The sequence below is a fragment of the Aureliella helgolandensis genome, assembly GCF_007752135.1.
Lineage (GTDB): Bacteria > Planctomycetota > Planctomycetia > Pirellulales > Pirellulaceae > Aureliella > Aureliella helgolandensis.
Genome location: NZ_CP036298.1, coordinates 7,716,668 through 7,743,063, shown reverse-complemented (window position 1 = coordinate 7,743,063; position 26,396 = coordinate 7,716,668). Strand labels below are relative to the sequence as shown.

The 26,396-nt window shown below is 55.9% G+C and carries 18 protein-coding genes and 1 pseudogene; 11 read left to right on the top strand and 8 right to left on the bottom strand.

What is annotated here, in order from left to right; all coding sequences use genetic code 11:
* Position 1 precedes the first annotated feature (1 nt).
* Positions 2 to 787, bottom strand: a complete 786-nt coding sequence (locus Q31a_RS27380; RefSeq protein ID WP_145087701.1) for an MlaE family ABC transporter permease — start codon at positions 785 to 787, stop codon at positions 2 to 4.
* Positions 788 to 1,159: 372 nt separating this feature from the next.
* Here Q31a_RS27380 and trmD point away from each other — a divergent pair, with 372 nt between their 5' ends.
* From trmD to Q31a_RS27355, 5 genes are all read left to right on the top strand, one after another.
* Complete coding sequence (gene trmD, locus Q31a_RS27375) at positions 1,160 to 1,837, top strand: tRNA (guanosine(37)-N1)-methyltransferase TrmD (RefSeq protein ID WP_145087699.1); 678 nt, start codon at positions 1,160 to 1,162, stop codon at positions 1,835 to 1,837.
* A 278-nt stretch (positions 1,838 to 2,115) separates the two neighbouring features.
* A complete protein-coding gene (locus Q31a_RS27370; protein ID WP_145085303.1) occupies positions 2,116 to 2,637 on the top strand; it encodes a hypothetical protein in 522 nt (173 codons plus the stop codon).
* A gap of 33 nt (positions 2,638 to 2,670) precedes the next feature.
* Entirely contained in the window at positions 2,671 to 3,105 is a 435-nt protein-coding gene (locus tag Q31a_RS27365; RefSeq protein WP_145085301.1) for a histidine kinase, read from the top strand.
* Between the two features lie 134 nt (positions 3,106 to 3,239).
* On the top strand, positions 3,240 to 3,656 hold the full coding sequence (locus Q31a_RS27360) for a flagellar basal body rod protein FlgB (RefSeq protein WP_145085298.1): 417 nt from the start codon (positions 3,240 to 3,242) through the stop codon (positions 3,654 to 3,656).
* Positions 3,657 to 3,869: 213 nt separating this feature from the next.
* Positions 3,870 to 4,907 (top strand): hypothetical protein, encoded by a 1,038-nt coding sequence (locus Q31a_RS27355; protein ID WP_145085295.1) that lies wholly within the window; start codon positions 3,870 to 3,872, stop codon positions 4,905 to 4,907.
* Between the two features lie 11 nt (positions 4,908 to 4,918).
* Here the strand turns inward: Q31a_RS27355 and Q31a_RS27350 are convergent, their stop codons facing one another.
* The 6 genes and pseudogenes from Q31a_RS27350 to Q31a_RS27325 all read right to left on the bottom strand — a co-directional run bounded on the left by Q31a_RS27350 (position 4,919) and on the right by Q31a_RS27325 (position 9,266).
* Positions 4,919 to 5,839 carry a dihydroorotate dehydrogenase electron transfer subunit gene (locus tag Q31a_RS27350; RefSeq protein WP_231690972.1) on the bottom strand — a complete coding sequence of 307 codons (921 nt, stop codon included), beginning with the start codon at positions 5,837 to 5,839 and terminating at the stop codon, positions 4,919 to 4,921.
* A 121-nt stretch (positions 5,840 to 5,960) separates the two neighbouring features.
* On the bottom strand, positions 5,961 to 7,394 hold the full coding sequence (locus Q31a_RS27345; protein WP_231690971.1) for a pseudouridine synthase: 1,434 nt from the start codon (positions 7,392 to 7,394) through the stop codon (positions 5,961 to 5,963).
* Between the two features lie 187 nt (positions 7,395 to 7,581).
* Positions 7,582 to 8,049, bottom strand: a complete 468-nt coding sequence (locus Q31a_RS27340) for a DUF1585 domain-containing protein (RefSeq protein ID WP_145085292.1) — start codon at positions 8,047 to 8,049, stop codon at positions 7,582 to 7,584.
* A 15-nt stretch (positions 8,050 to 8,064) separates the two neighbouring features.
* A pseudogene (locus Q31a_RS27335) lies at positions 8,065 to 8,520 on the bottom strand (DUF1592 domain-containing protein); the annotation flags it as partial.
* Positions 8,521 to 8,532: 12 nt separating this feature from the next.
* A complete protein-coding gene (locus tag Q31a_RS31475) occupies positions 8,533 to 8,685 on the bottom strand; it encodes a hypothetical protein (RefSeq protein WP_391575346.1) in 153 nt (50 codons plus the stop codon).
* 5 nt (positions 8,686 to 8,690) lie between these two features.
* A complete protein-coding gene (locus Q31a_RS27325; RefSeq protein ID WP_145085286.1) occupies positions 8,691 to 9,266 on the bottom strand; it encodes a hypothetical protein in 576 nt (191 codons plus the stop codon).
* A gap of 159 nt (positions 9,267 to 9,425) precedes the next feature.
* Here Q31a_RS27325 and Q31a_RS27320 point away from each other — a divergent pair, with 159 nt between their 5' ends.
* The 3 genes from Q31a_RS27320 (at position 9,426) to Q31a_RS27310 (ending at position 20,447) form a co-directional block, all read left to right on the top strand.
* Positions 9,426 to 10,235 (top strand): phosphatidylinositol-specific phospholipase C/glycerophosphodiester phosphodiesterase family protein, encoded by an 810-nt coding sequence (locus tag Q31a_RS27320; RefSeq protein ID WP_231690970.1) that lies wholly within the window; start codon positions 9,426 to 9,428, stop codon positions 10,233 to 10,235.
* Between the two features lie 242 nt (positions 10,236 to 10,477).
* Positions 10,478 to 19,660 (top strand): Ig-like domain-containing protein, encoded by a 9,183-nt coding sequence (locus tag Q31a_RS27315; protein ID WP_145085283.1) that lies wholly within the window; start codon positions 10,478 to 10,480, stop codon positions 19,658 to 19,660.
* Between the two features lie 148 nt (positions 19,661 to 19,808).
* A complete protein-coding gene (locus Q31a_RS27310) occupies positions 19,809 to 20,447 on the top strand; it encodes a PEP-CTERM sorting domain-containing protein (protein WP_145085280.1) in 639 nt (212 codons plus the stop codon).
* A 43-nt stretch (positions 20,448 to 20,490) separates the two neighbouring features.
* Here Q31a_RS27310 and Q31a_RS27305 read toward each other — a convergent pair whose 3' ends face one another.
* Entirely contained in the window at positions 20,491 to 21,576 is a 1,086-nt protein-coding gene (locus Q31a_RS27305) for an FAD:protein FMN transferase (protein WP_145085277.1), read from the bottom strand.
* A gap of 84 nt (positions 21,577 to 21,660) precedes the next feature.
* On the opposite strand from Q31a_RS27305, the gene Q31a_RS27300 reads away from it, so the two are divergent.
* The 3 genes from Q31a_RS27300 (at position 21,661) to Q31a_RS27290 (ending at position 26,303) form a co-directional block, all read left to right on the top strand.
* Positions 21,661 to 22,803 (top strand): formylglycine-generating enzyme family protein, encoded by a 1,143-nt coding sequence (locus Q31a_RS27300; RefSeq protein ID WP_145085274.1) that lies wholly within the window; start codon positions 21,661 to 21,663, stop codon positions 22,801 to 22,803.
* A gap of 250 nt (positions 22,804 to 23,053) precedes the next feature.
* Positions 23,054 to 24,445 (top strand): Gfo/Idh/MocA family protein, encoded by a 1,392-nt coding sequence (locus Q31a_RS27295; RefSeq protein ID WP_145085271.1) that lies wholly within the window; start codon positions 23,054 to 23,056, stop codon positions 24,443 to 24,445.
* 328 nt (positions 24,446 to 24,773) lie between these two features.
* The gene (locus Q31a_RS27290) at positions 24,774 to 26,303 is read left to right on the top strand and encodes a carboxypeptidase M32 (RefSeq protein ID WP_145085268.1); all 1,530 of its coding nucleotides are present in this window, start codon (positions 24,774 to 24,776) and stop codon (positions 26,301 to 26,303) included.
* Positions 26,304 to 26,396 lie beyond the last annotated feature (93 nt).

Below are 26,396 nucleotides of genomic sequence, written 5' to 3'. Positions count from 1 at the left end.
CTCAGAACAACTTCTTTCCGCCGTGGGGCCAGACCATCATGAAGGTGGCATCGAGCACGATGTTGAGCAACAGATCGACAATCAAAATTAAGACGAAGCTGAACACAAAGGCAGCCGTTGCAGCTCGCCCCACTCCCTCAGCCCCTTCCAGGCAAGTGAATCCACGGTAGCAGCTCACCACTGCGATGATCCCTCCAAAGAAGAAGCTCTTGAAGATCCCCATAAAGAAATCCCAGCCGCCGACGAACTGGCGGCTGTTGTTCAAGTATTGGTAGTGGTCCACTCCGAGCATGACGACGCTGTAGAAATAGCCGCCGACAATTCCCATGAAATCGGCCATGATCGTCAATGCCGGAATGAGCAAGATGCAGGCCAGGAAACGGGGGACGACTAGGTAGTGAATCGGATTCGCTCCCATGCTAGTCAGGGCATCAATCTGCTCAGTGACCCGCATCGTTCCCAACACCGCAGCCATGGCGCTGCCCACCCGTCCAGCCAGCATGGTGGCGGCGAGTACGGGGCCCAACTCGCGGACCAGCGACATATTGATGACCGCACCCATGCGATTCTCGAGTCCCAGATCGCGGAACTGCGTGTAGCTTTGGTTGGCCAGTACCATGCCGATAAAGGTCCCTGTCAGGGCCACGACCGGCAGGCTCAGGACTCCCACATGGTAGAAGTTAGGGAGGACCGTTCCCTTGCGAGGGAGGGTGGTGAACAGCCACAGAAAAATGCGGCTGGTGAACAGAGCCATGTCCCCCAGAGTCACCATGGTGTCGACCACCATCGTGCCCCAGTCGCTCACCCAGCGATAGAGGGAATCGCGCAGCCCGCCGCCCGGCTTCGTGTGTGAGGCAGAATCGTAGGACGGCGCGGATGACACGTAGACTCCTTGGGAAGAATAATCACAATGACACAGAAGTGTTCGGCGGAACTCGCTCGAAGTGCCATCTCCGTTGCCAGCCCAGCTGAAATTCCTGAGCAGGGACCAAGAGGTCGATGGTAGGCCCCAATGGGCCACCCAAGCGATTCGTTGGCGATTCGTTGGCGAAACGTAGTTGTTAAAGTTTATCGGTTACGTAGGGTCTCCGGCTTCAGTTCATTCGGTTATTGGTTACCCCTCCTCCCAGATTTGCGAAGTTCTATGCCTGCTGAAAAAATTCGTTTTGACATTGTGACCTTGTTTCCTCAGATTTTTCCGGGCTATCTCGGTGAAAGTTTGCTAGCAAAAGCAATTGAACGCGAGTTGGTCGAAGTGCATTTGCACAATCTCCGAGACTGGTCGACCAGCAAGCATCACAAGGTGGATGCTCCTCCCTTCGGTGGTGGGCCTGGCATGTTGATTCAGGTAGAGCCTGTCGTCGAATGCATCGAAGCGGTGCAGGCATTGTCTGAAGAGGAGGGGGAGTTGCTGTTGCTCACCCCTCAGGGAGAGACGTTGAAGCAGGGGGTGGTCTCCAGCTTGTCGGAAAACCGCAGAATGATCCTATTGTGTGGACGCTACGAGGGGTTCGATCAACGAGTCATCGATATCCTCCAGCCTCGCGAAATCAGCTTGGGTGACTTCATTCTCAATGGTGGGGAAGTCGCGGCCATGGCGGTAGTCGATTCCGTGATTCGGCTCATACCAGGGGTGCTGGGTGATGAGCGGAGTAGCGCTGAAGATTCGTTTTCGGACGAGGCTCTGCTCGAGTTTCCTCAATACACTCGTCCTCGGGAATATCGGGGCAGGGAGGTTCCCGACGTGTTGTTGAGTGGCAATCATGCGGAGATTGCCGCTTGGCGAGCGGCGCAGCGGCAGTCCCGTACAGCCGAGCGGCGCAGCGATCTACTCTAGGTGGCTGGTGGCTGGCGACGGATGGCGATGTGCTCTGCTGCGTCACTACTTGTCGATTCAGGTACGTTGTATCCTCAGGGAGAAAAGGGGGGACTTTCGAGCAGGCTGTGGCTACCATTGCACTTGCCTTCCTCGCGCTGCGCGGCACCCCTCAACGCGCCTCCAACGCCGCACCATTTGGGAGAATCGGTATCGCCGCGCGTCTGCGAATTTGCTAAACCGAACATCTGCCGCAAGATTCGAAGTGCTGAACGGGACCTGAACTTAAGGAGGTCGGCATGCCATCTGACAATCCAGCTACGCATGCCACGAATCGGAATTTGGCAATGCATGCTTACATCGATCCCACCACGGTGCAATACACTGAGTATTTAGTGCGATGCATGGAGGAGCGACTGCAGACTGCTCAAAGTTTGAGGCTGCTAGCCGATTCCCAATCCGATGCCACTGCGCAGGGAGATATCAATGTTACCTTAGGCTTCATCTCGCGAAAACAGGTTCTCATCGAGCACCTTGAGGTCTTGCGCATTCAGATGCAGCCCTACTTTGATGATGATGCTGAATCACGCGTGTGGGTTTCACCACAACGCCGTCAGGAGTGTCGAGAACTAGCGGAGGCCGGGACTCGGTTGCTTCAAGAAATTTCCCATTTCGAACAGAAAACGTTAGAAGAAATGTCGCGCCAGCGAGATGCGGTCGCAGCGCAATTGCAAGACGGTCGGGACGCAACGCTCGCGCGGAGCGCCTATTCGGCAGACGACGTGCTGTCCGAAAGTGCATTGGACATTAGCAACCTTTAGCCACCTCAATCGACGCCCACGGAAGGGACGAACATGGTCAATTTGACTCTCTATCAGCAAACGCCATTGGCGGAGCATTCGATTCGAACTGCTTGGGAAGATGCGTTGGAGCAATATCGTCACGCCATCGCCGCGCGTCACCTGCGCGTCGAAGTTGATTTTGATGAGCACACCGTCGACCAGTATTGTCCAAGCTCCTTGTGTCTGGCGATCTCACGGGAAGTTGGAGAGGCGATCAATCGTTCTCCCAATCGCGGTGAGTTAAGCTTTTCAGTCTGTCAATCTTGGCGTGGCGTGGAAATCGAGATCACCGATAGTGGTCCTACCTTTGAGCTAACTCGCTCCAATGCGTTTTCAACACATTCCATGGCGGCAGAATACCCGATCTATTTTACGAAGTGTCCACAGGGAGGCAGAGCTTGCACGATCGTCCTGCAGCCGCCCCGTGCCCGTTCCATGGCGGCCTAGGCTATTCGCGGGAGTGATCAACGGGGATCGTTTCCTGGTGCTAGGTATTGGTAGGCTAGAGGCGTACGGATTTGTTGCGACATTGCTTCCACCTAGCACCGGTCATTTCGCTCATTCTGTAGAGGCAATTCGACATGTGGGACAGTTGGCTCAGCAACTCCACTCTGCCAGCCCTGGAGCAATCGGCAACTTTTGCACAGAAGCGGCATATGTTGCTGGCTGGAAATATCGCCAACTTGGACACCCCCGGCTACCAGACACGGGACATCTCCATCGAAGATTTTCACGCATCGCTCCGCGAAGCGATTGAATCGAAGCATGCTCCGGAGGTGTATCGTTCTCCCGGTTCCAATGCGGTTCTCCCCGACCAAATGGAGAAAGTCCGGGACGTTACCAAACAAATCCTGTATCACGACGGCAGTGATGTCAGCGTGGAAGAGCAAGTTACGGAAATTTCTAAGAATCAAGCGATGCACAATATGAGTATTGCCTTAATGCGTTCACAGTTGAGAACTCTGCAGGCAGCAATTCGAGAATCTGCATCGGTATAGGGTAGGTTTGATCTTGCATGAAGCGGTGCAACTGACCTATAGCTTTACCGCATTGCACGAACACAGCAGTACTTTAAAGGTGCTGATACCACGGTTTGCGTAAACCTTGAGGATTAGCTGGACATTGGCAGGTGCAGCGTCCGAAGAAAATGTTACATCATCACTTGCACGGAAGCAGAGTGACGAATGGTTGAATGGCGAAGGATCGATCGGATGAACGAAAGCAAGCTGTATAGCCCTCTTGGGAGCATCGCCCTGTTAGCAGCAATGGCGGTAACGTCGGTTGGCTGCAAGAGCGCTGGGTCGATGCCCGGTAGCAAAATGTTCTCTTGGAATCGCGAGCCTGATCCCACACTGCTGGTTAGCGGAAAAGAAGCTACCGGAGCGCCTGTTGGGCCTGCTGGCAAGTACTCACCGAGTACTATTGCATCCGTGGGAGCCAAAGCGCCAGTAGCTGGTTCTACGGCAGCCGCCAGTGGACCATCGGCCAGTGGTTTAGCCGCCAGTGCTCAAACGGTAGGTGCCCCTAAAACCGGGCTCGCGGCGCAGGCCAACGGGTATCAAACCGGTCCCTACCAAGTGGGGCAAACCGCAGGCAGCCCGGCGACCCTCGCGAGTTCACCATCCTCGGTCTATGCCAGCAATCTCCCCAATCCCTATGGTGGGTCGTACAACGGTTCGGCCAATGCGACGGCTGCACCCAACACGAGCTTGCCTGGTGGGACTGCCCCTGCGAGCCAAGCTCCGAGCGCAACAAGCGTCCCTGGGAAGGTGGCCAGCAACGCGACCGCGCCTTCGATGGGAATGGCGGCCTACCCCAATCCGGCAGGTGCATCCGCAGCTGCGCCTTCGACTGGGGCGCCGGGTGCTATGCCAACGAGCTTCCCAAGCTATCCAGGGGCCGCTTCCGGAAGTCAACCTGCAGATTCGAACAGCCTAAGCAGTATTAGTACATTCCCGAGCGGCTCTTTGCCGCCAGCGGCCGCCAATCCAACCACCGGTGCACAATCGCCTGCCACGGCGACCAGTTCGCTACCGGTGGGAACGACTGCCCCCGCTCCATCGGCTTACAAAGGTGCGACAACTCTCAGCGGTTACACTCCAGGGACGACCTCGCGAACGACCGGCTACGACTTTGGAGCAGGGCAGGAGGGAGCGACGAAATCTCCCGCAGCCGCGTCACCCTCAAGCTTTACCTTGCCACCCAACACGGCGGCGAGCCCTTCTTCGAACACACCCCTGCTGCGCTAAGTTTGCGGGGGCTAGTGCCACAGGATCTCCGCGGCATCAAAAACCGGACCTTCCACGCAGGTGCGTTTGTAATCCCAGTCGGCAGTCGTGCCGACTTTAGCGACACAGGTAAAGCAGATACCGATGCCGCAGGCCATGGGGGTTTCGAGAGATACCTGGCAGGGAACTGCATAGCGAGCCGCTAGCTCAGCCACCGCTTCCATCATCGGTTCGGGGCCGCAACACACTACACGCACGCTCTTTCCCGAACGCTGTTCATTCTGCAGGAGTTGTTCGAGAGGCAGGGTGACACGGCCGTGGATTCCCCGTGAGCCGTCTTCGGTCGCGATATGGAGTTCAACTCCTGCACGTTCGAAGTCTTCAAGGCCCGCCAAGTATTCTTGGCTGCGGGCACCGTAGCACAGGCTGACTTGTGGGGTGTATCCCATAGGGCGATTTCCCGCGTCTCCAAATTTTGCGTTTCCGAGCGCTTCTTGGGCCAATGTCAAAAAGGGAGTCTGCCCAATACCACCCGCAACCATGACCAAATGGTCTACGGGGGCGGCGGGGAAGCCATTGCCGAGTGGTCCCCAAACGGCAATGTCGCTGCCTGGCCTGAGTTTCGCAAGGCTGCTCGTTAGTTTGCCTTTGACTAGGTAAACCAAATCAATCCATCCCGCCGCAGCGGGCGGGCTGCGGTCGTGATCCACCGGCGGAGCAGGCGATTGCGAGGATATCGGTTGGGGGGCGGGGGATCTGTTGTAGAGAGCTAGTGCCCGACCGATGAGAGGATCATTGCCGGCGGGATTCCGGATCATGAAGAACTGTCCGGGGACGACGGACGCAGCCATTTCTGGCGCAAGAAAGCGAATGCGGCGCGTATCCTTCGCAATCCATTCGTTTTCAATAATCGTCGTTCGGATTGACCGAGCGCAGTCCGCGAAGTGTGTCATGATCTCCATCCTTTCGTCGTGCGGTGAACAGCTCCATCCTCGCGCGGATCGCTTCATGGGGCCCTATCGGATCAGGCCGATGAATCGCCGGCGGAAGCTCGGGGAACATCGCGCTCGTTGATTATCGTTGGCTACCCTTGCCGCCTCGGCCTCTTGGGCCACTTGATTTTCCGCCGCCAGATTTCCCGCCACGGGGCGCGGAGCTGCGACCTTTCGCGGAGGCGCTGCGTCCGGCAGCCTTACCCTTGGGGGCGCTGCTTCTTGACGCACTGCTGGTCGCTCGTTTGCCGGCAGGCCTAGCGGTTCGCCCGGCGGCTGCCCGTTTGCCAGGTGAGGCCCGTTTGCCACCCGTACGAGGTCCGCCGGTTCGCGTGCCAGTGTCCGCCGACTCTCTTGAGCCGGTGCTGGAGGACTTCGTACCGCGGGCGCCGGTGCCAGTGCGAGCGCGGCTGCCCGAAGCTCGCTTTTTCTGGCTGGGCTTTGATTTTTGGTTGGAGCGAGGCGTGGTCACTTCGTCGGCATCGTAGGACAGGATGCTGCCGCTGCCGGAACCGCTGAAGTCTCCCACAAAGTCGCTGTCGAAATCGCCAAAATCATCATCCAATTCGAGCCCCAAGCGACCGAAGTCCTCGGTCAGCAAATCGGGTTCATCGTCGTCTTCCAGCGCCGATGGAATTGGCGGAGCTTGATCCTTGGGCTTGACCTTTTGCGATTTTTCAGCTGCCGCCGCACTTTCGCCATCTGCCCGTTTCGACTTCCCCTTCGCTGCCTTGTTCCGCTTGTTGGGGTCGGTTGCTGCGTAGAGCGCCTTGACTTCGGAGCTCGATAGCTCCCGCGAAGCACCCACTGGCATCTGGCCAAGTTTGAGTGGCCCGATCGCTAATCGCCGCAGCAAGACAACCTTGTGTCCAGCCCGCGCCAGAATTCGGCGAATCTCGCGATTCTTGCCTTCCGACAAAACGATCTCCAGCTCGGTACAGCCCTTGCGATGTCGGCGAATCTTCGCGCCATCGATCTTGGCAAAGCCCTCCGACAGGTGGACTCCCTTGCGGAGTTTGTCGAGTTCGTCCTGGGTCAGTTGCCCCGATACGACGACAAAGTAAGTCTTCTGTACGCGGAACTTGGGATGCGCCAAGCGCTGCGCCAATTCGCCATCATTGGTCAGCAGGATTAAGCCTTCACTGCTTTGATCCAGACGGCCCACCGAAAATACGCGCGCCTTATCGGGTACGAGGTCGATTACCCGGATGCGGCCACTGGGGTCGCGATTGGTCGATAGAACGCCGGTCGGTTTATTGAGTGCATAATAAATCGGACGGAACGGTTTCAGAGCGACCCCGTCAACCTTAATCGTGACATTGCTCGGGTTGACCTTGGTGGCCAAATCGGTGACCGTTTGGCGATCGACCTCTACCCGTCCCTGTACGATCAACTCCTCGACTTCTCGCCGGCTGCCGACTCCGGCGCCTGCCAAAATCTTGTTGATACGCTGCTCACCAGGCACAGCGGGCTTGCGTGTTCGGGACTTGGGCTTACTGGTTCGTTTCTTCGCCACGGTAGGCTTCGCGATGCAATTGAAAGGGAACGGAGAGGCTACATGCCCCAGTGGGGGGTGGACCCCGCGGCTATGGGTTCTCAATACCAATCGAATCTAACTCAGATAACAGCTCAGTCCACTCCAAATCTTAATTCGTCCCGCAAAAGTCGGTAGGGCGCCGCACGTAGCGTCTCCCTAAGAATCGCTAATTAAGCGTAAACATCGGTGATGTTGCCACCTCAACTAGCAATTCTCGCATGCCGATGTGGTCATTCTCCAGTCGCGAGACAATCCGGTCGACCTCGGGGCGGTCTTGAATCCCGAGTTGTCTGCCTGTCGCGTACTCGAGGAGCTTGGTGGTTAAGGCGCGATAGAACTGGGTTTTGTCCTGCAGCAGATGACGCTTCAGCCCCTCGACTCCGGCGAATCGTTTGCCGCCTGGCAGCACGCCGGAAGCGTCGATAGGAACCGTCTGGCTGTACTGGGTTCTCCAGCCGCCAATGCGATCGAAATTTTCCAGGGCAAAGCCCGGCGGATCAATCTTACGGTGGCAGTCGTTGCAACTGGCGACGCGGCGGAGCTTCGCCAGCTGCTCGCGAATCGATGTGGCCCCTCGCGTGTCGGGATCGAGCGGTTCAACATCAGCCGGAGGTGGGGGAGGAGTGCTACCCAATAGATTCTCCAGCAGTCAGACGCCACGCACTACCGGAGACGTATCGATAGCGATGGCGGATACGGTCAGGACGCTGGCCTGACCAAGCGGTCTACCACGCCGCCCATCTTTCAAACTAACTCGTTGAAATCCATTGCCACCTGGGAAATCCACCGCATAGTGTTCGGCTAGACGCTTGTTCGCAAAGGTAAAGTCGGCATCGATAAACAACTCTGGGCTAAGGTTTTCTTCGATCAGATGTCGAGTAAATAACTCGGTTTCGGCTCGCATGGCAGAGCCTAAGTCGTATTGGTAAAAGCTTGTGAACTGACTGCGGTCGGGGGGCGTCGCCCGCAAGTTCAGCCAGCTGTCGAGAAATCCTTGAACGAAGCCAGCTAGTTTGTCATCGTCGAGCATTCGCTCAATCTGTGCTCTCCACTGCGCCGGGTGGTGGAGTTCTCCCGCTTCGATACCATTCAGCAAAGTTGCATCGGGTGTAGAGCCTCACAAGAAATAGGACAATCGTGCTGCCACCGCGGCATCCGGTGCGCCCCCGGGCTGTGGCAGGTAGAGGAAGCTCGGTGAGCAGAGGATTGTTTTGAGTCCGTCCCCGTAGGCTTCCAGCTCCGTTCTCCCCGCATCGCGTCTGCGGCGAATGACGTCTAAGATTCGCTCGGTTTCATCACCGGATAGCGGTCGGCGGTAGGCGGTAGGCGGTAGGCCAACGCAGCAAATCGCTCAAGCGCTTGACGCATGGCTTGGGAGGAGGGAAAACGCCCCGACTCCAAGATTGTTTGGCTCCCCTCTCCCAAGACGGGGCGCTGGCTGGCGGTAGGCCACGAGTCCCAATGGGGGCCCGATAGCTCGACTTCGTAGATTCGAATGTGTGGCAGCCGACCGGAGTGGATCGCATCATAACGGGCCTCTACGATCCCCTTCCGCTTTCCCGGATTGGGGAATTGCTCGGGATAGCGTCGCATCAGTCGGGACCACAGGCGTCTTGCATCCATGAGGCCGTTGCGGAAGGTGAACCGAGGTGTGTAACCCGCGTCCAACCAAACTCGCACCGTGTACCACTGGGCTTCATCCGCTAAGTCCAATTCGGCAAGCAGGGGTTCGATTGGCTGTGGTTTATGGAGTGGCCCAGCCAGATGCTTCCCCGCCACAAGTCCCAGCCGCAACGCTTCAGTGCGGTCGGTCCCCAAGAACTCGTCCTCGTAGGGATGGTCGCGTTTCATGGCTTCCGCATGGCTAAAAAACGCCTGCCGTCAGGAGAAACTCGCACCTCGGCTGGCTGGGTAGCGTCATCTTTCGGCGTCCTTTGATAACGAGTCGAGAACAGTTTGCTAGACTGATTGGCTTCAATTTAAACTACGCAATTCTCCGGATAACCAAACATGCTGCGCACTGTATCTACCTCTCTCATGCTAGCTCTACTTGGCACTGTGTGCTTGAGTGAAACGCTCTTCGCGCAAGAGGAGACGGTCGTCCACCGCCAGGCTCACGCCCACAATGACTACCTGCATGATCGCCCTCTGCTCGACGCGCTCGACAATGGCTTCTGCAGCGTCGAGGCAGATGTCTTTCTGGTCGATGGGCAACTATTGGTCGCTCACTCGCGAGCCGAATTGTCCCCGGGGCGAACGCTTCAAGGCCTGTATCTTGAGCCGCTGCGAACGCGAGTGCGAAAGCATGCTGGGAGCGTGTATGGCGACGGCATGCCCATCACCCTACTGATCGATTTCAAAGCCGACGGAGAAGCCACGTATCAGGCACTCGAAGCGCTTCTCGCGGAATACCCAGAGATGATCACCTCAATTGAGGCGGGGAAAACGAAGACTCGCGCGGTGAATGTGATCATCAGCGGAGACCGACCGATCGACGCGATGGCCAAAGCTACACTCCGATTTGCCGGTGTCGATGGCCGCCTGAGTGATTTGGGTAGCCAGCAGCCGCCCCATCTGATGCCATTGATTAGTGACAATTGGCGAAACCACTTTCGCTGGAAGGGACAGGGAGAGATCCCGTCGGCGGAATACGACAAGCTGAAGGACCTTGTCGACCGCTGTCACGCCCAAGGGCGTTTAATTCGCTTTTGGGGGACTCCCGACACCCAGGCTGCATGGGAAGTCCTGCAGAGGTCCAAAGTCGACTTCATCAACACCGACGATCTGCCAGGGTTGAACGCCTTTCTGCGCCACAGGTAGGTTTGTGCCACTGAAGGCGTGTTGTGGCTTTTCTTAAGGGGGGGGGGGCGTTTACCCCCTGTTTGTTTTGAGGATTGTGGCGGGAATGGGGGTTGTTTGCTTGAATGTAGTTCGTGTGGTGGTTAGGCTATGGTCGAATTGCCTGCGCTGCGCCTCCCTGTAGGGATTTGTGGAGTAGCCGGTTTGGGCGGTATTCGCACACCAGTAGCAATCATTAATCTGCATTCCAAGGACCCACCGCTATGTCATCGCGTCGATTTACAAAAGACCAAGCTCGTCTTCAAAGCAATCGTCTCAAGGCCGAAAAAATTCGAGCCAAGGCCGCAAATTCAACACAGCAGGCGCTGCGACAGCAGGCAGAGAAGCTGGCGTGGTGGCAGAATGCGTTCCGCACTCCGGTGCTTTCCGGAGCTTGGATGTTCAGTAGTTTCTATAGAATGTGGTGCGCCTTTTTAGGCTGGTTTGGAGCCGGAAATCCGGGAAGACCTGCGTTTGCTGGCTATCATCGCCCTACGCGGGGCCGTTCCTTCTTGCGAAGTATTCTTCATGAGCCGCTAGAGGATCGCCGGTTGTTGGCCGTCGATATCACGGGCAACAGCCTGTCGGATGATGTCGTCAATGCACAGGAGCAGCATGCCTTCTCCATTTCTGGAACCGCTTCGGGAGGAGTGACTCAAGTCATTCTTACTGTGGATGATGGCCTCGGCGGCGGAAACCCCGTTACTCGCTCAGTGCCCGTGAACAGTGGCGTTTGGGAGGCTACTGGGCTCGATGTTTCCTCGATGTTGGATACCACCCTTTCGGTAAGTGTTTCTGGGGTGGGGGGAAACGCGGGGACTGCGCAGCGAAATGCTTGGATTAGCAAAGATACAGTCGCCCCACCCATCCAGCTGCCCTTGGAAATTTCCAGCGACGACGTGATCAATATCGTGGAGTCGACGGCCGTTAAGGTCTTTGGTACGGGGGCCGAAGCTGGTGCTGAAGTCACCATCACCTTCGATGACGGGGCAGGGTTTTCTGTCAGCCGGACGGTGACTGCAGACGGAGTCGGTGGTTTCAACAATACCGGGACGGGGCCTGGGACTGCAACTCCGGTGGACCTTAGCGGTGTAGCGGATGGTGCCCAGCTTACCGTAACGGCAACCACCTCGGATGCACACGGCAATATTGGATCCGATTCAAGGACGATCGTAACCGACTATTCAGCACCGTCCGCTCCAACCATCGTCAGCCCCGTTGTCGGTGCGTCCTTTAACGCACTCACGAGCGTTGTTACGGTTTCGGGAACCGGAGCGTTGCCCAACGGTGCAGTCGCTATTTCTGCAACAGGTCCCGGAGGGACAATCCAAGGCTCGCCTGGAGCAACGGCGGACGCAAGCGGAAATTTTTCAGCAACGATCGATCTCTCCTCGCTTTCCGACGGAAATGTGCAAATCATCGTTTCGTCGGTAGATGAAGCAGGCAATCCTGGCACCAGCCAGGTAGCAGTCGTCCTCGATCAGACCCCACCGGTACTTAGCCTTGATTTGGTGGGAGGCGCAGATAATGTGGTGTCCCATGCCGAAGCTGTCGGCTTGATCATTAGTGGTGCCAGCAGTGAGAATGGTACGTCGGTGGCTATCAGTATTACGGATGGCGTCAACGTCACGCAGGGGTTCGCGACGGTTGCCGGCGGTTTGTTCTCTAGCGCGCCGATCAATATTGGGGCGCTGAATGACGGTCCCATCACGGTCACTATTTCCAATACGGATTCCTTTGGCAACAAAACGGTGGTGTCGGGTACCGCAACCAAGGATGCTTCCGCTCCCGCGATTCAAATCAACACACCTGTGGCTGGCGATAACTATATCAATGCTGACGAAGCGCCGACGCTGACGATCACTGGCCAAGGTGGTGATGTGAACGCGGCCTCCGTTCCTGTGTTTAGCGTTTCCGATTCGAATGGGCCAGTTCAAGCCAATCTACCGGTCACGCTTAATTCAGACGGGAGTTTTTCGTTCAGTCCAGATCTCTCCACGGCCGTTGATGGACTTCTGACCATTACCGTTACCCAGCAAGATGACGTCGGGAATGCTGGTACGTCCAGCGTATCGGTTACTCTTGATCGCGCTGCACCTGCACAACCACCGACCCTTGTTTCGGCTAGTGTGAATCCCAATGGAGTCGTTCAGTCGATTACCTCGGGTGCACTAACCAATGACAATACGATTAGGTTATCAGGCACGACGACTGCTTCAGGACTCGTGACAATCTATGCCAATGGTGTAGCGGTTGGCACGGGGCAAGCAACCGGAAGTGGAGCGACCAAAAGTTGGGCGATCACCACGGCGCCACTCGCCGACAATACCTATGATTTTCACGCGACCCTCAAGGATATTGCAGGCAATGAATCAGCGGATTCGAATGTATTGAGCTCGATCGAAGTTGATACGGTAGATCCTGGTATTTCCATCAATGCCCCAGCTTCGGGACAGGTGATTGGATCGGCGATTTCAGTCGCCGGGAAGGCGGATGGTGCGAGTACCGTTGCACTAATCTTCTCCGCTGGCGGGAGCCAAGTCACGACCACTACCAATGTTGACGCCAATGGAGATTGGGCCTTAGCCAACGTCGACCTGACTTCGCTGGCTGATGGGAATGTAACGCTGTTGGCGACTGCAACGGATGCGGCGGGGAACAGTCATAGTGCGACCGCGGTTTACAGCAAGGACACAACCGCTTCAACGCCTGTGATTTCTACACCCATTGCTGGCGACAATATCGCTAACCGAGCTGAAGCGACAAATCTAGTAATCCAAGGGGCAGGCGCAGAGCCCAATCGCCCGGTGACCATCTCGTTCTCGCAGGGCGCGCACTCCTATACGTTGCCAGGAACGATCATGGCCAACGCTTCGGGCGGGTTTACTTCTCCAGCAGTCAATCTCGTTTCACAGGGATTTGGAGGTGACGCGGGAAGTGCACCCATTACTGTCTCGGTGACTACGTCCGATGCGCACGGCAATTCCGCTACTGGAACCGCTTCATTCAATGTTGATACGGTCGTTCCTGGTCCGGTAGTCCTAACCTCCAATAGTTGGGGATCAGATGGGATCATCAATGCGGCCGAGCAGCAGTCGATTGAGCTGGCTGGGGAAGGTGCAGAGCCCAATACCCTCGTTACCATTTCGATTGACGACACGGGTGCGAATGCTTCGCAAACTCCCGCAGTGACCCAATCGGTGATGTCGAATGCAGCTGGAGAATTCGAACTCCTAGCGCCAGCCACCTCGTTGGACCTGTCGAGTTTGAATCCCGGGCTAATCATGCTCAAAATCACCACCACCGATGCAGCGGGTAATTCCTCGCTGTTCTCGCTGGATTTGACGAAGGACGCAGATGCACCGGTCTTGACCATTGACGCGAATACCATGGGAGATAATCGGGTCAACGCGTTGGAGCAAACGGCGGTCATCATTTCGGGTATCGCCTCCGATGGAGCAGACGGAACCGGAATCGTTGGCGGAACGGTCGATATCCTCTTCAAACATTCGAACGGTGCTAGCATTCTGGTCACTGGAGTGCCTGTTGCCGGTGCTAGCTATGTGAGTCCTCCTGTTGATCTTTCGAGCTTGCCGGATGGTAATATTGCAGTCACCGTTACCGCTGTCGATAACGCGGGGAATAGTACGACGACGCAACCTCGAACGCTGACTAAGGATACGGTGCAGCCCACGCTGGTCATTAGCACTCCCACCGATGGTCAACTGTTAGGCGACAGCGATGCTGCCGCCCTGGTCGTCGCGGGTACGGTATCGGAGCCCAATAGCTCAGTGACTGTCTTGGTTTCTGACGGAGTGAATGCTCCCATTGCACGTACCATCACGGCTAGCGGGAGCGCGTTTACGCTGGCCGGAAACCCAATCGATGTCCGTTCCCTGAATGACGGACCACTCACGATCACGATCACCGCCGCAGATCTAGCGGGCAACTTGGGCTCGCAGAGTCTAGGGGTTCAAAAGGACACCTCGGCCCCAGTCGTCACTATCAACGGGTTTATTTCCGGTAACAATCTTGTGAACCAAGTGGAAGCTTCCGCGGTAACTCTGTCGGGAACGGTTACTGACAACGGAGGAAGTCCACTGGTTGGTGCTACAGTACAGGTGACTTTTTCGGATGGTTCTAGTTCTGTCTCGCGGACCGTTTCCTCTGGCGCCGGCGGCGCCTACTCATTCGATGCACAAACCGCGAACATAACGACTCTGAACGATGGGCCGATTTCGGTAAAGGTTACCGTCTCCGATGCCGCTGGTAACGAGGGACTCGCTTCGCGTACGATCACCAAAGATGTGGCCGCGCCAACCATCGCCTTGGACGACGTCACTTCGGATAATGTGGTCAATGCCAGTGAGTCTCTGAAGATAACCGGAGTAGGGGCGGATCCGAACCAAGGTGTGCAAATCACGATCAGTGGGCCTGGCGCATCGGTTTCATCCTCAGGGGTGTTTGCCCAGTCGGATGGAACGTTCTCTTGGACATTATCCGCTGCTCAAAAGAGTAGCCTGCCAGATGGCCCTCTGACCATCGTTGCCTCTACCGCAGATCTTGCAGGTAACAGTGGGCAAACGCAAAAGACCGTACAGAAAGATACCGTTGCACCGACGCTGTCGATTAATCTGTCTTCGGTCGACAGTATGGTAAGTGCTCAGGAAGCAGGACAGGTCTCATTCTCCGGTACGGTCCATGATGCCCACCCCAACGCTGGCTCGATGATCGGAAAAACGGTCAAAATTGTCTTGAGAGATGCGAACAACGGGACCGCAGACATTGATCTGTTCGGAACCGTCGTTGCTGGCCCCAACAATACGATGGTGTTCACCACGACTCCCAAGGACATCAGTTCCTTGGCAAACGGCACTATTCGCATTATCTCCGCCACGGTGTCTGATGTAGCTGGGAACCCATCCACGCCGTTAGCGAGTGCCATTGAATTTCAGCTCGACAAAGTGATCCCGCCAGCACCCGTGATTACCGCCGCGGGCGTCGCTGGTAGTTTGGCCAATAATTCGCTTACTAACGAGAATATGCCCAAAATCCACGGAACTGTTGCAAACAACAGTGGCGGGAATTCCTGGGCGAATAATGTGGGGGCGACCGTCAGGATTTACGTCGATGGTGTCTCGGTGGGAACGACAGTCGTACAATCGGACGGCACCTGGAATTATCAAATTGCTAGTGCGTTGAATGATGGTAGCCGGCTATTCACCGCCAAAGTTACCGATTCGGCAGGTAATGAAAGTGGCGTGTCCAATACCTTTGCGTTGCAGATCGATACCATCGCACCGAATCTAAGTATCGACGTACCCATCGCCGGGGACGGTAAGATTAATGCGGTAGAATCGGAAGCCCTAACGATATCCGGGGTAGGGGCGGATCCGGGCATGACCGTGGATATCACCGTTGGCTCGCAGACCCAATCTGCCATCGCTGATGGAAACGGGGAGTATAGCAGCGTGTTCGATATCTCTTTGCAGAGCGATGGACCGATCGCGATTTCGGCCAGCGGAACGGACATCGCAGGCAATGTTGCGGGAACTGCTCAAGTCCTGGCAGAGAAGGAAACGGTGGTTCCGGTACCGACCATCACGACTCCCATCGAAGGCGATGGGCGGGTGAATTTAGCAGAACGAGGCCACGTTCTGATTGAAGGAACGAATGCCGAAAAATCGCGACCCGTTGTCGTCACATTTACCGATGTCAACGATATGACGGTGACACGCACCGTGCCCGCGGCGGACAATGGCGATTTCAGCCTCTCCTACAACTCGCCTACCACCCTGGCTAACCTCAGTACTCTGGCGGATGGGCCGGTCACCGTAACGGCGACCAGTTTTGATAGCTTCGGAAACGTTGGATCGGCGACTACCACGATTACGCTGGATACGGTTGCTCCAGGGATTGCAATTGTCGGTCTCATCAGCGGCGATGGCTATGTCAACGAGGATGAGACAGACGCAATCGTATTCAAAATCTCTGGTTGGGATTCAGCAAAACCCGTAAATGTTAAGCTGACCGACTCCACCAGTCCGAATCCTCATGTGCAAGAGTTTTCTGGCGTATCGGTCGCGAACGATGGTACCATCGAATTGGATTTGGGAGCGTCGAGTGCGTTGGTTGACGGCACGATCACGCTTGTCGTGACCAATCAGGATGTGGCTGGTAATGAAGGGATCGCACAGCAAACATTCAAGCTTGACCGAGTTGATCCCAATATCGAGATATTGGAAAAGGGGCTCATCGCTGGCGATGCTGTTGTCAATGCGGCTGAAGCCAATTCCGTGATCATTCGCGGGCGCGGCGCGCATCCAAACTCGAGTGTTGAGGTTCGGTTTGTTGATTCGCTGACCGGAGTTGGACAGACGCCTGACATCGTGCGAACTGTCCAGTCCAATGGTGCTGGTGAGTTTGTCTTGAATGATCCCTCGGTGAATCTCGCTTCACTTGAGGATGGGGCAATCGAAGTCAAGGTTAGCAATTTCGATCCTGCAGGAAACCAGGGAACTGATTCGGCCAATCTTGCACTCGATACCGAAATTGACCAGATCATGATCGCTAACCCGGTTGCTGGCAACAATGTCATCAATGGTGGAGAAGCGGTGGCTGTCATCGTAGCCGGTACGCATGCGGAACCAGGCATGCCGGTGACTGTGACTTTCTCGGATGAAGATCCGAATACACCAGACGTTGTGCGGACGGTAGTAGCACAGGCTTCCACGGGGGCTTGGACGCTGGCCAACAACGTTGCCGGTCTCACGGGCCTAACCGACACAGATCGATTGAAGATTACAGCGGTCAGTCGTGACTCGGCGGGCAATGAAACCGTAGCGGTCAAAGAGGTGAAACTCGATAAGGCTGCACCTGGATTGCAGATCGACTCTCCTATTGCAGGCGACGGCTATGTCGTGGGAAGTGAAAAGGGAGCGGTAGTCATTAGCGGGGCTGGTGCGGAGGCGAATAGCCAGGTCAGCATTCTGGTTTCCGACGGCAGTGTTTCCAGAACGCTAAGCGTAGGGGCCGACGCCGCCGGAGAGTTCAGTGGTACCTTCAATCTCAATGCCAACGCAGGTCATCCCAATTTCGTGGATGGTTTGGTCAATGTCTCAGTAAGCAATGTGGATGCATCTGGAAACATCGGAACATCCACGACGTCATTTATCATCGATTCCACAGCTCCGCTCGTCCCTGGCATCGAAATTCATGACGATGTTGGTAGCTTGGCAGACAATTCCATTACCAATGACAACACTCTGTGGCTCACCGGTGGAACGTTGGGCTCTGGCGGGTCCGCTTCATTCAATGCGGAAGTCGAATCGGTGGAAGTCTTCAATGGTTCCACCAAGCTAGGTGATGCTGAAATCAATCCGCAACGGACGGAGTATAGCTATGTAACGGGCGCACTGCCTGATCAACTCTACAATTTCCGAGTAAAGGTTACGGATGCGGCAGGTAATTCCAGTTGGACTGGCAACTTGCAGCATCGCGTAACCATCGACACGGTTGCACCAGCACTCGGGCTGTTGTCGCCGATCGCCGGAAACGATCGGATCAACGCGCAGGAGGCTGCTGCAGGGGTGACCGTGGAGGGTTCCACCGTGCCTAATGCCGAAGTGACCATTACCGTTTTCAACTCCTCGGGAGTCTCGCTGGCCAAGTATGTGACGGCTGGTGCCAACGGCGCGTTTTCTGCGTTAATCAGTGCTTCGGATCTGTCGCCATTCTCGGACGGAACACTTACGGTCATCGGTGAAACGACGGATGCAGCAGGCAATACCGGATTTGACGACGTCACAGTTGTCTTGGATCGGGAGGCCCCAACTTTGGCATTCACCTCGCATGTCGATGGTGGTGTTATCAATTCCAGCCAAGTGGCGAACGTCAACGTCGCTGGCAGTTTGACGGACAATATGTCGGTCAATGGTCAGGAGGTAACAGTGACTATTTCCGATGGGACTCAAACCCTGACGGAAGTGGTGACGGTAGGGGCTGGCAGCTTTGCTCTGGGAGGGCAGGCTTTCGATATCTCAGCCTTTGATGAAGGGCCAATCTCCCTGACCGCCACCGCACAAGATCGAAGCGGAAACAGTGCATCGCACACCATTTCCCTAACGAAGGACACCGTTACCACGGTGCCAATGATCGATCAACCCATCGCTGGCGACGGCGTGGTATCGGCATTGGAGCAAGGTGCGGTGTCCATTACCGGCAGTCAGGCCGAGGCCAATCGTCCGGTGAGTGTGGTTTTCTCTGATGGTACGAAGACTGTTTCCGTGGTCGGCGCTGCTGATGGGAGTGGAGCATTCACCTTGAATGGGCCAGCAAATATTGCTTCGCTGAGCGACGGCAATATCAATGTGACTGTCACCACCCAAGATGGTGCGGGAAATGCGTCCAGCGCAATGGCCACCTTCGTGAAGGATACGTCGGGGCCGACGGTGACGACGAACCTTCTCTCTGCCAGCATGGGAGGGGCGACTGTGATCACACCAAGTTCGCTGCTGAGTGTTGACAATATCAGCGGTCCAGCCGATGTCGTTTATCACATCACTACCAATCCTGCCGTCGGCTTCGTGGCGCTGGCCAGTGCACCGACCCAGCAGATTGGAACCTTCACTCAGCAGCAGATCGACGATGGACAAATCGTCTATGTGAACTACGGGAACTCCAACGTGTTCGCGGATTCGTTCCGATTTGAAGTGAGTGACGCGGTGGGGAATAAGTCCACGGGCATGGTGAATGTCAGCGTGATTGATGTGAACTTGCCGACGGTCGAGTCCGTGACGATCAACGATGGCGCCAATCAACGGTCCAAGTTGAAAACCATGCGAGTCGAGTTTGATCAACAAGTAACCGGATTTGACGCATTTGGTGCCATTCAAGTCGTTCGCCAGGCCGATGCAAGCGGCACGGCGGGAACCGTGGGAGGAGTGATGATTGCCTCGGAAGTGGTTGGGATTGGCGCCAATTCGAAGACGGTCTTGACGCTAACATTCACTCCTAACGCCAGTTTGGTCGATTCCACCGGTTCCCTAATGGACGGCAACTATCGGTTGATGATCAACGGAGCCCTGGTGCGTTCTCTTTCTGGTGGCTTTGGATTGGATGGTGACGAAGATGGCAGCGAAGGCGGAAACTTTGTCTTCGGCGACGAAGCCGCTGACAACTTCTACCGATTGTTCGGTGAGATTGATGGAGGTGATGCAACAGGAGCAGCAGTTGTAGATGGATTCGATGCCTCTGGATTCTTCTTCAGCTACAACTCGAGCCAAGGGGATTCGAACTACGACAGTATGTTCGACGTTGACGAAGATGGTTTCATTGATGGCTTCGACGCTTCTGCATTCTTCTTCAACTACTCGCGCGAGCGGGATCTTGATGGATTTAACGGTTAATCCAATGTTATCGAGCGTCTCCAGGAAATCTGGAGACGCTCGTGGGCGGGAGTAGTTATAGTGGCGTGTGTCGCTTCTGCTGATTAGACTGTTTTACTCCCGTTGCGTGAATCCAAATCATCCGAATGGAAAAGTAAGGAACCTATAGATGCTGAGATTTTACATTGCTTTAACGGCATTGGTGTGCCTCCCAGTGCCGTGTTGGGCGGACTACCAGTTCGAATTTGATCAGGCGACTGATTTCGATAGCTCACAGGCTGGCAATTTAGTGAGTGTCGATCTGTTTCTTTCTGAAATTGGTGGTGATGTTACTTTCAATGGCACCAACAAAGTCGAATTCAATTTAACTGCAGGGGCGGGCGGTAGCACGATTACCGGTTTTAACGTGAATGACGCGTTTGGTGGAAACCCCTTTTTGCCGGGAGCCGAGAGCAGCACGGCAGCCGCAATCCAGGGTGGCGTCGCTGTACGACTCTACAACGTTGGGGGAGTCGCACCGACCAATGGACGCGTTTTGCTGGGGCAGCTCGGTCTGCAACTCGGGGCAACCGGTTCCGCCACTCCCCTCAGTTTTGAGGGACAGCTCGCCACGCCCGTGAGCGAACCGGGGCGAAATATCCTGGCGTTCATTATTGGCAGTGGTGCAACTCCAGTCGCGTTGGATTCCCAGGTGTTCTCTCCTGGTAATTCCTATTCCGTAAATGTTGCAGCGGTACCTGAGCCAGGAAGTGTTGGTTTGTTCGGCGCTCTCTTACTGGGGGCGTCCTTCTACCGAAGAAAGAGCTAATCCTTCGCTGTGCACTACCACTTAGCATGGAAGAGCAAGGGCCTCACCGGTGGTGGGGCCCTTGTTGTATTGATCGATCCGGTGGGAAGGTGCCGTAGGTCTTTTGCGTGATTGCTTCAGTGGAGGTCCGCTGTGAGGCGACGAGGATTGCGGTTTCAGTCAGCGATGCGACGAGTTGTTCCATGGACTGAGGGGGTAAGATGCAGGCAGCTGTAGCCAGGGCGTCGGCTTGGGTAGCGGTGGGAGCGAGGACCGTGGCGGCAATTGGGCCGGGGACGCCCATGCCCGTTTGAGGATCCAGGATATGACTGCGACGGACTCCATCGATTTCTTGGTATTGCCATAGGTCTCCCGAGGTGGCGATAGCACAACTGGCAATCTCAATTCGACGCAGCGGTGTGCCTCCTTTCGCAATCGGAGCGATCTCAATTCTCCAGCCTCCGCGTCCGGGAGGAGGGGTGCCGCAGCGCATATTCCCACTAATGTTTACCAAACAGCACTCGAGCTGGTTGGCGACCAGCACCTCATAGGCGGCATCGACGATGTAGCCTTTGCCGATCGCTCCAAAGTCGAGTCGCAGGTCTTCCCGCAAGAAACGCACCGTTTGTGCTTCTCGGTTGAGGCGGACTTGCTCCCAGCCGCTCAGGCTGAGTGCTTGCTGTAGCTGTTCTGGGGGCGGGACTCTTCCCGCCTGGCGGTACTTGCGCCACAGCCGGGTTAACTGTCCCAAGCTGGAGTCGAAGGCTCCTGAGGTCCGACGATGCCATTCGTCCGAGGCCAGCAGGACTTGCCACAGCTCCGGCGAGACGTGGACATCTGCGTTGAAGGCATTGGGGGACAGTCGGCGAGTCTCACTGGTGGGGTCGTAATCTGTCAAAATTGCTGCCAACGCCTCAACCCGTTGTTCCACCTTTTGAAAAATTTCCTGAACGCTGGCTTTGTCTGTCCCGTAGGCTTTTAAGGAGACGAGTGTACCCATGGCGGGAAACGTGTAATCGTATCCCTCCAATCGGGAGTCGCTGGATTCGTTCGATTGGGGGTGGGGCGTTTGCGCCGTCGTCAAATTCCCGGAACCTAGTAATATCGCGGCAATCGCTATGGTCGTGAATGGATTGGTGTAGAATGGCATAGCGTTTAGATTCTCCGTAGGAGGCCGACTGGAGGGTGGTTAATCCACCTTAGGGCTGTCCGTGCAATTTTAACTGAGTGAATAATGAAGGTGATTGAAATATTGGAATGTCAGCGACTTTTGAGAGTGTTGGCAGTCAGGAATTGGTGCTCCGTTCGCGCGTTAGCCGTAGTTGCGATCGGCGGCCTACTAACTCTAGACGCAGTGGCCGCTGAGCCACCTCCGGTCTTGGAAGTGGAAGATGCGAGCGCCACGACCGAAGCCGAAATGAAACCGTACCGTGAAATTATCGAACAAGCCGATGTTAGTTTTGAGATGCTCCCGATCCCTGGCGGGAAGTTCTCCATGGGAAGTTCTGAAGACGACGATGAATACGAAGAGGATGAACTGCCGCAGCACGAAGTAGAAGTGTCGCCGTTCTGGATGGCCAAGCTGGAGATGAATTGGGACGTCTATGATGTTTGGGCTTCCGACTTAGATGTATTTCGACGTCAAGCGCTGGGGTTGGCGGCAACGCCACGCGATGCGTTAGCGGACACGTTTCAATTGTCGCAACCGACCAAACCCTACACCGACATGACGTTCGGCATGGGCAAGCGAGGGTATCCGGCCGTGTGCATGACCCAGCACGCAGCGCGTACCTTTTGCAATTGGTTGAGTGCCAAGACGGGCCGCTACTATCGCTTGCCGACGGAAGCGGAGTGGGAGTATGCCTGCCGAGCTGGCACGACCACAGCCTATTCGTTCGGGGACGACGTCGACGAATTGGAGGACTACGCGTGGTTTTTCGACAATACGGACGGAGGCTACGAAAAGGTAGGCAAGAAGAAGCCCAATCCCTGGGGGCTGCATGACATGCACGGCAATGTCGCGGAATGGGTGCTCGATCAATACGATGAAGCGGGCTATGAGGAGATTGCTAGCCAAGGGGTCGACCCTTTAGCAGTCCCCAAGACACTCTACCCACGCGTCGTTCGCGGAGGTGGGTGGGACCAATTCCCAGAGGATTGTCGCAGTGCCGCACGCGAGGCATCCAGCGAAGATTGGAAGAAGCAGGATCCTCAGATTCCCAAGAGTATTTGGTACCACACCGACGCCCTACATGTGGGCTTTCGCGTTGTACGTCCACTAGTTGTGCCGACGGACGCAGAAAGAAAAGCCAAGTGGGATAAGTCAGAGCCGGTGCAGGTTGAACGCGTGGGTGCCAAGGCCAACATCAACAACTGATATCCTTCGACAACTTTTACGAATTGAGGGCTAGCCCGCGTCGGGAAATTTCGGATCCAACACCCAAGCCGAGCTGGCCCTTTGGGGGCGGTTCTGGCCCTCGCACTCTGGAGTATTGCCTCTGGGGTTCGGCACCTTGTTTCTCGGTTCAACGTCTCGGTTCAACGCAAGAGTCACGCCTTAGCGAAGCATGCGTTCCCATCATTGATCCTCTCTCATATTACCCCCCCCTCACAACTTGGAGAAATTCATGAGTTCCACGAAATCAACCACATCTTCTAATTCTACAAGTACATCGCGTCGCGGTTTTGTCAAAGAAGCGGGCGCTGTTGCAGCTACCGCTACGTTGCTCACGGGGGCCATGCGAACGGTGCACGCCGCTGAGACCGATTCGATTCAAATTGCCTTGGTGGGCTGCGGTGGTCGCGGTACGGGAGCGGCGACCAATGCCTTGAGCGTGCCCGATGCGGGCATGAAACTGGTGGCGATGGCGGATGTCTTTGAGTCCAAGTTGAGTTCAAGCCACCGGGGATTATCCGGCAAGTTTGGAGAGCAAGTCGATGTTCCCGAAGATCGCCAATTCATCGGATTCGAAGCCTATAAGCAGGCTATGGACTGCCTGCGTCCCGGCGATATCGTGATTCTTACCTCGCCGCCAGCCTTCCGTTGGTTGATGTTCTCCTACGCGATCGAAAAGGGATTGAACGTCTTCATGGAGAAGCCGCTGACGGTTGATGGGCCAACCAGCAAACGCATGCTGGCCCTCGGCAAAGAGGCCGAAGCCAAGAATCTCAAGGTCGGTGTGGGACTGATGTGCCGCCACTGCGAAGCGCGGGGGGAACTTTACAACCGAATCCAGGATGGGGAAATCGGCGATATCCTGATGCTGCGGGCCTACCGCATGGCAGGCCCAACCGGATCGGCATCCGTTTTGCCCAACCCCGGTAAGATGTCCGACCTGATGTACCAGATTGCAAATTTTCACGGGTTCCTATGGCTCAGTGGTGGGGCTTTCAGCGACTTCCTGATTCACAATATCGATGAATGTTGTTGGATGAAAAACGCTTGGCCCGTTGAGGCTAAAGCTGCCGGTGGACGCCATTACCGCGGGGACATGGTAGACCAGAACTTTGACGTCTACTCCGTCGAGTATACGTTTGCCGACGGTACCAAACTGTTGCTCGACGGCCGTACGCAACCCGGCTGCTATCAAGAATTTGCAAGTTATGCGCATGGTACCAAGGGGTCGGCAACGATCTCCTTCAGTGGCCACTCCCCGGCGCATTGCAAAATTTATACCGGGCAAAAGGAAACCAAGAAGCAAGTTGCTTGGGAATTTGGTCCCGATGAACGCAATCCGTACCAACTAGAGTGGAATGACCTCATCGACGCGATTCACAACGACAAGCCGTACAACGAAGTGGAACGCGGTGTGATGGCTAGTGCGGTAACTTCGATGGGCCGCATGGCAGCTCATACTGGGCAGATTGTGACGCTGGAGGACCTGCTGGATTGTCCGCATGAGTTCGCTCCCAACTTGGACAAGTTGACGCTCGACGGTGATTCACCACTAATGCCCGATGCCAGTGGACGCTACTCGGTGCCGATGCCAGGGCTGATCGTCGATCGCGAATACGCCTAGTCGTTCGGCTGGAAAAAGACGGGAGTTCCCAGTGGGCTGGCAGGCGTGTACCTGCCAGCCCGTTGCAGTTGTGCGTGTGGTTGGAGAGTAGCCAGCTTGACCGGTCATGAAACCCGTGCTTCCGCAGCACTAATCGCTGCCGAGCGTCTACTTTGACCTAAGAGTGGCAGCTGCAGCACATACAAGTTCACAACGAACTCCCAATACGGACAAGACCGTGCCACACGAGTCGTAGGTTGTGAAAGCCCTGTTCCTCTCGTTGCCAGGCTCTGCCCTCAAAGGCAATGTCCCCGTGGCTCCGCCTAGACCACCCATCATTAGGATCCCAATGAGTAAGCCGCAGGATGTCGCCTCTACTGATTTTGCACATGTCTTCGCCCACGTTCGCGATACCGCGTTGCTGGAGTCGACGTCCGCTTTGCTGGAATGGGACGAGCGGACTGGCTTGCCTGCTGCTGCAGGTGGTTACCGCGCCGAGCAATTGACATACCTGTGTGGGGTGATTCACCAGCGAAAAACCGATTCGCGATACGGTGAGCTGCTCGCAACACTCCGTCAGTCGGATTTGGCGCAGGACACAACATCGCAAGTGGGGGCAACCATTGCCCGATTGCACAAAGACTTTCAACGCAATACTCGCTTGCCGATCGACCTAGTGCAGGCTATTTCAAAAGCGACGGTACTAGGTCAGCAGGCGTGGGAAAAGGCACGTGCTGCCAATGACTGGGCCTATTTCCAGCCGTACATGACCGAGATTTTTTTGCTGCGTCGCCGCGAGGCAGAGTTGCTCGCGGAAGAGGGGGGCTCTCTGTACGACGCTTTGCTGGATCAGTACGAGGAAGGGGCGCGGAGCGAGCAACTTACGGCGATCTTCGCAAACCTGCGTGACGAGCTTGTTCGACTGGTCCAGGAACTTGCCGACGCGCCGCATCGCCCGACGGGGAAATCTTGGGAGCGTGCCGTGCCTGTTGCACAGCAACGAGAGGTCAGTCGCTGGATCGCAGGGCGGATTGGCTACTCCTTTGAACGCGGCCGGTTGGATGAGACGAGCCATCCCTTCTGTACCACGCTGGGCCCCGATGATTGCCGCATTTTAACTCGATACCAAGCGGAATTCTTTCCCAGTGGGTTTTACGGAACGTTGCATGAAGCGGGCCACGGGATGTACGAGCAGGGCTTGCTGGCCGATTGGTATGGCTTGCCGCCCGGAATGGCTGCCAGCCTGGGAGTCCATGAATCGCAGTCTCGTCTGTGGGAAAATTTTGTAGGGCGCAGTCATGCTTTTTGGAAGTGGTGCTTCCCCGAAGTCGCTCAGCGAGTCGGCAGTGCTTGGCAAGGTTTATCCGCAGAAGATGTCTATCGAGATGCAAATTTGGTCGAACCTTCGCTGGTCCGCGTCGAAGCGGATGAGGTTACCTACAACTTGCATATTCTGATTCGTTTTGAGATCGAGCAGCAGTTGATGTCAGGCACGCTAGAGGTTAAAGATGCACCCGCAGCCTGGAATGAACGCTACCAACATTATCTGGGCATCCAGCCTCCCAGCGATCGAGATGGCATTTTGCAAGACGTGCACTGGAGTGCAGGTTTGGTCGGATATTTCCCCACCTACTCGCTGGGCAACCTGTATGCGGCGCAATTGATGGAGGCCGCTTCGGATCGACTGGGAGATCTCGACGGTTTGTTTGAGAAAGGGGAGTTTCAGCCCTTGTTGGAATGGCTTCAGCAAGAGGTCCATGTTCAAGGGTTCTGCTTACATCCTGGCACGCTGGTGGAAAAGGTCTGTGGAAAGTCGCTCGATGCACAGCCTCTGGTGCGCTATCTGCGTCGCAAGCTAGAACCCGTTTACGGCGTTTAGGTCCTGCGTACGCGGAGTTCTCAAGGGTTCTTGGTGCCACGTCACTGTTTGCCGGTGGCGTATCGGGCCCTGCCTCTACCTTGCTACACCATG

Bases quoted from the DNA above. Each gene is read 5' to 3' on its own strand.
- Q31a_RS27380 (WP_145087701.1), bottom strand. From the start codon at position 787: ATGGTGGTCGACACCATGGTGACTCTGGGGGACATGGCTCTGTTCACC.
- Q31a_RS27370 (WP_145085303.1), top strand. From the start codon at position 2,116: ATGCCATCTGACAATCCAGCTACGCATGCCACGAATCGGAATTTGGCA.
- Q31a_RS27365 (WP_145085301.1), top strand. From the start codon at position 2,671: ATGGTCAATTTGACTCTCTATCAGCAAACGCCATTGGCGGAGCATTCG.
- Q31a_RS27360 (WP_145085298.1), top strand. From the start codon at position 3,240: ATGTGGGACAGTTGGCTCAGCAACTCCACTCTGCCAGCCCTGGAGCAA.
- Q31a_RS27355 (WP_145085295.1), top strand. From the start codon at position 3,870: ATGAACGAAAGCAAGCTGTATAGCCCTCTTGGGAGCATCGCCCTGTTA.
- Q31a_RS27350 (WP_231690972.1), bottom strand. From the start codon at position 5,839: ATGACACACTTCGCGGACTGCGCTCGGTCAATCCGAACGACGATTATT.
- Q31a_RS27325 (WP_145085286.1), bottom strand. From the start codon at position 9,266: ATGAAACGCGACCATCCCTACGAGGACGAGTTCTTGGGGACCGACCGC.
- Q31a_RS27320 (WP_231690970.1), top strand. From the start codon at position 9,426: ATGCTGCGCACTGTATCTACCTCTCTCATGCTAGCTCTACTTGGCACT.
- Q31a_RS27315 (WP_145085283.1), top strand. From the start codon at position 10,478: ATGTCATCGCGTCGATTTACAAAAGACCAAGCTCGTCTTCAAAGCAAT.
- Q31a_RS27310 (WP_145085280.1), top strand. From the start codon at position 19,809: ATGCTGAGATTTTACATTGCTTTAACGGCATTGGTGTGCCTCCCAGTG.
- Q31a_RS27305 (WP_145085277.1), bottom strand. From the start codon at position 21,576: ATGCCATTCTACACCAATCCATTCACGACCATAGCGATTGCCGCGATA.
- Q31a_RS27300 (WP_145085274.1), top strand. From the start codon at position 21,661: ATGAAGGTGATTGAAATATTGGAATGTCAGCGACTTTTGAGAGTGTTG.
- Q31a_RS27295 (WP_145085271.1), top strand. From the start codon at position 23,054: ATGAGTTCCACGAAATCAACCACATCTTCTAATTCTACAAGTACATCG.
- Q31a_RS27290 (WP_145085268.1), top strand. From the start codon at position 24,774: ATGAGTAAGCCGCAGGATGTCGCCTCTACTGATTTTGCACATGTCTTC.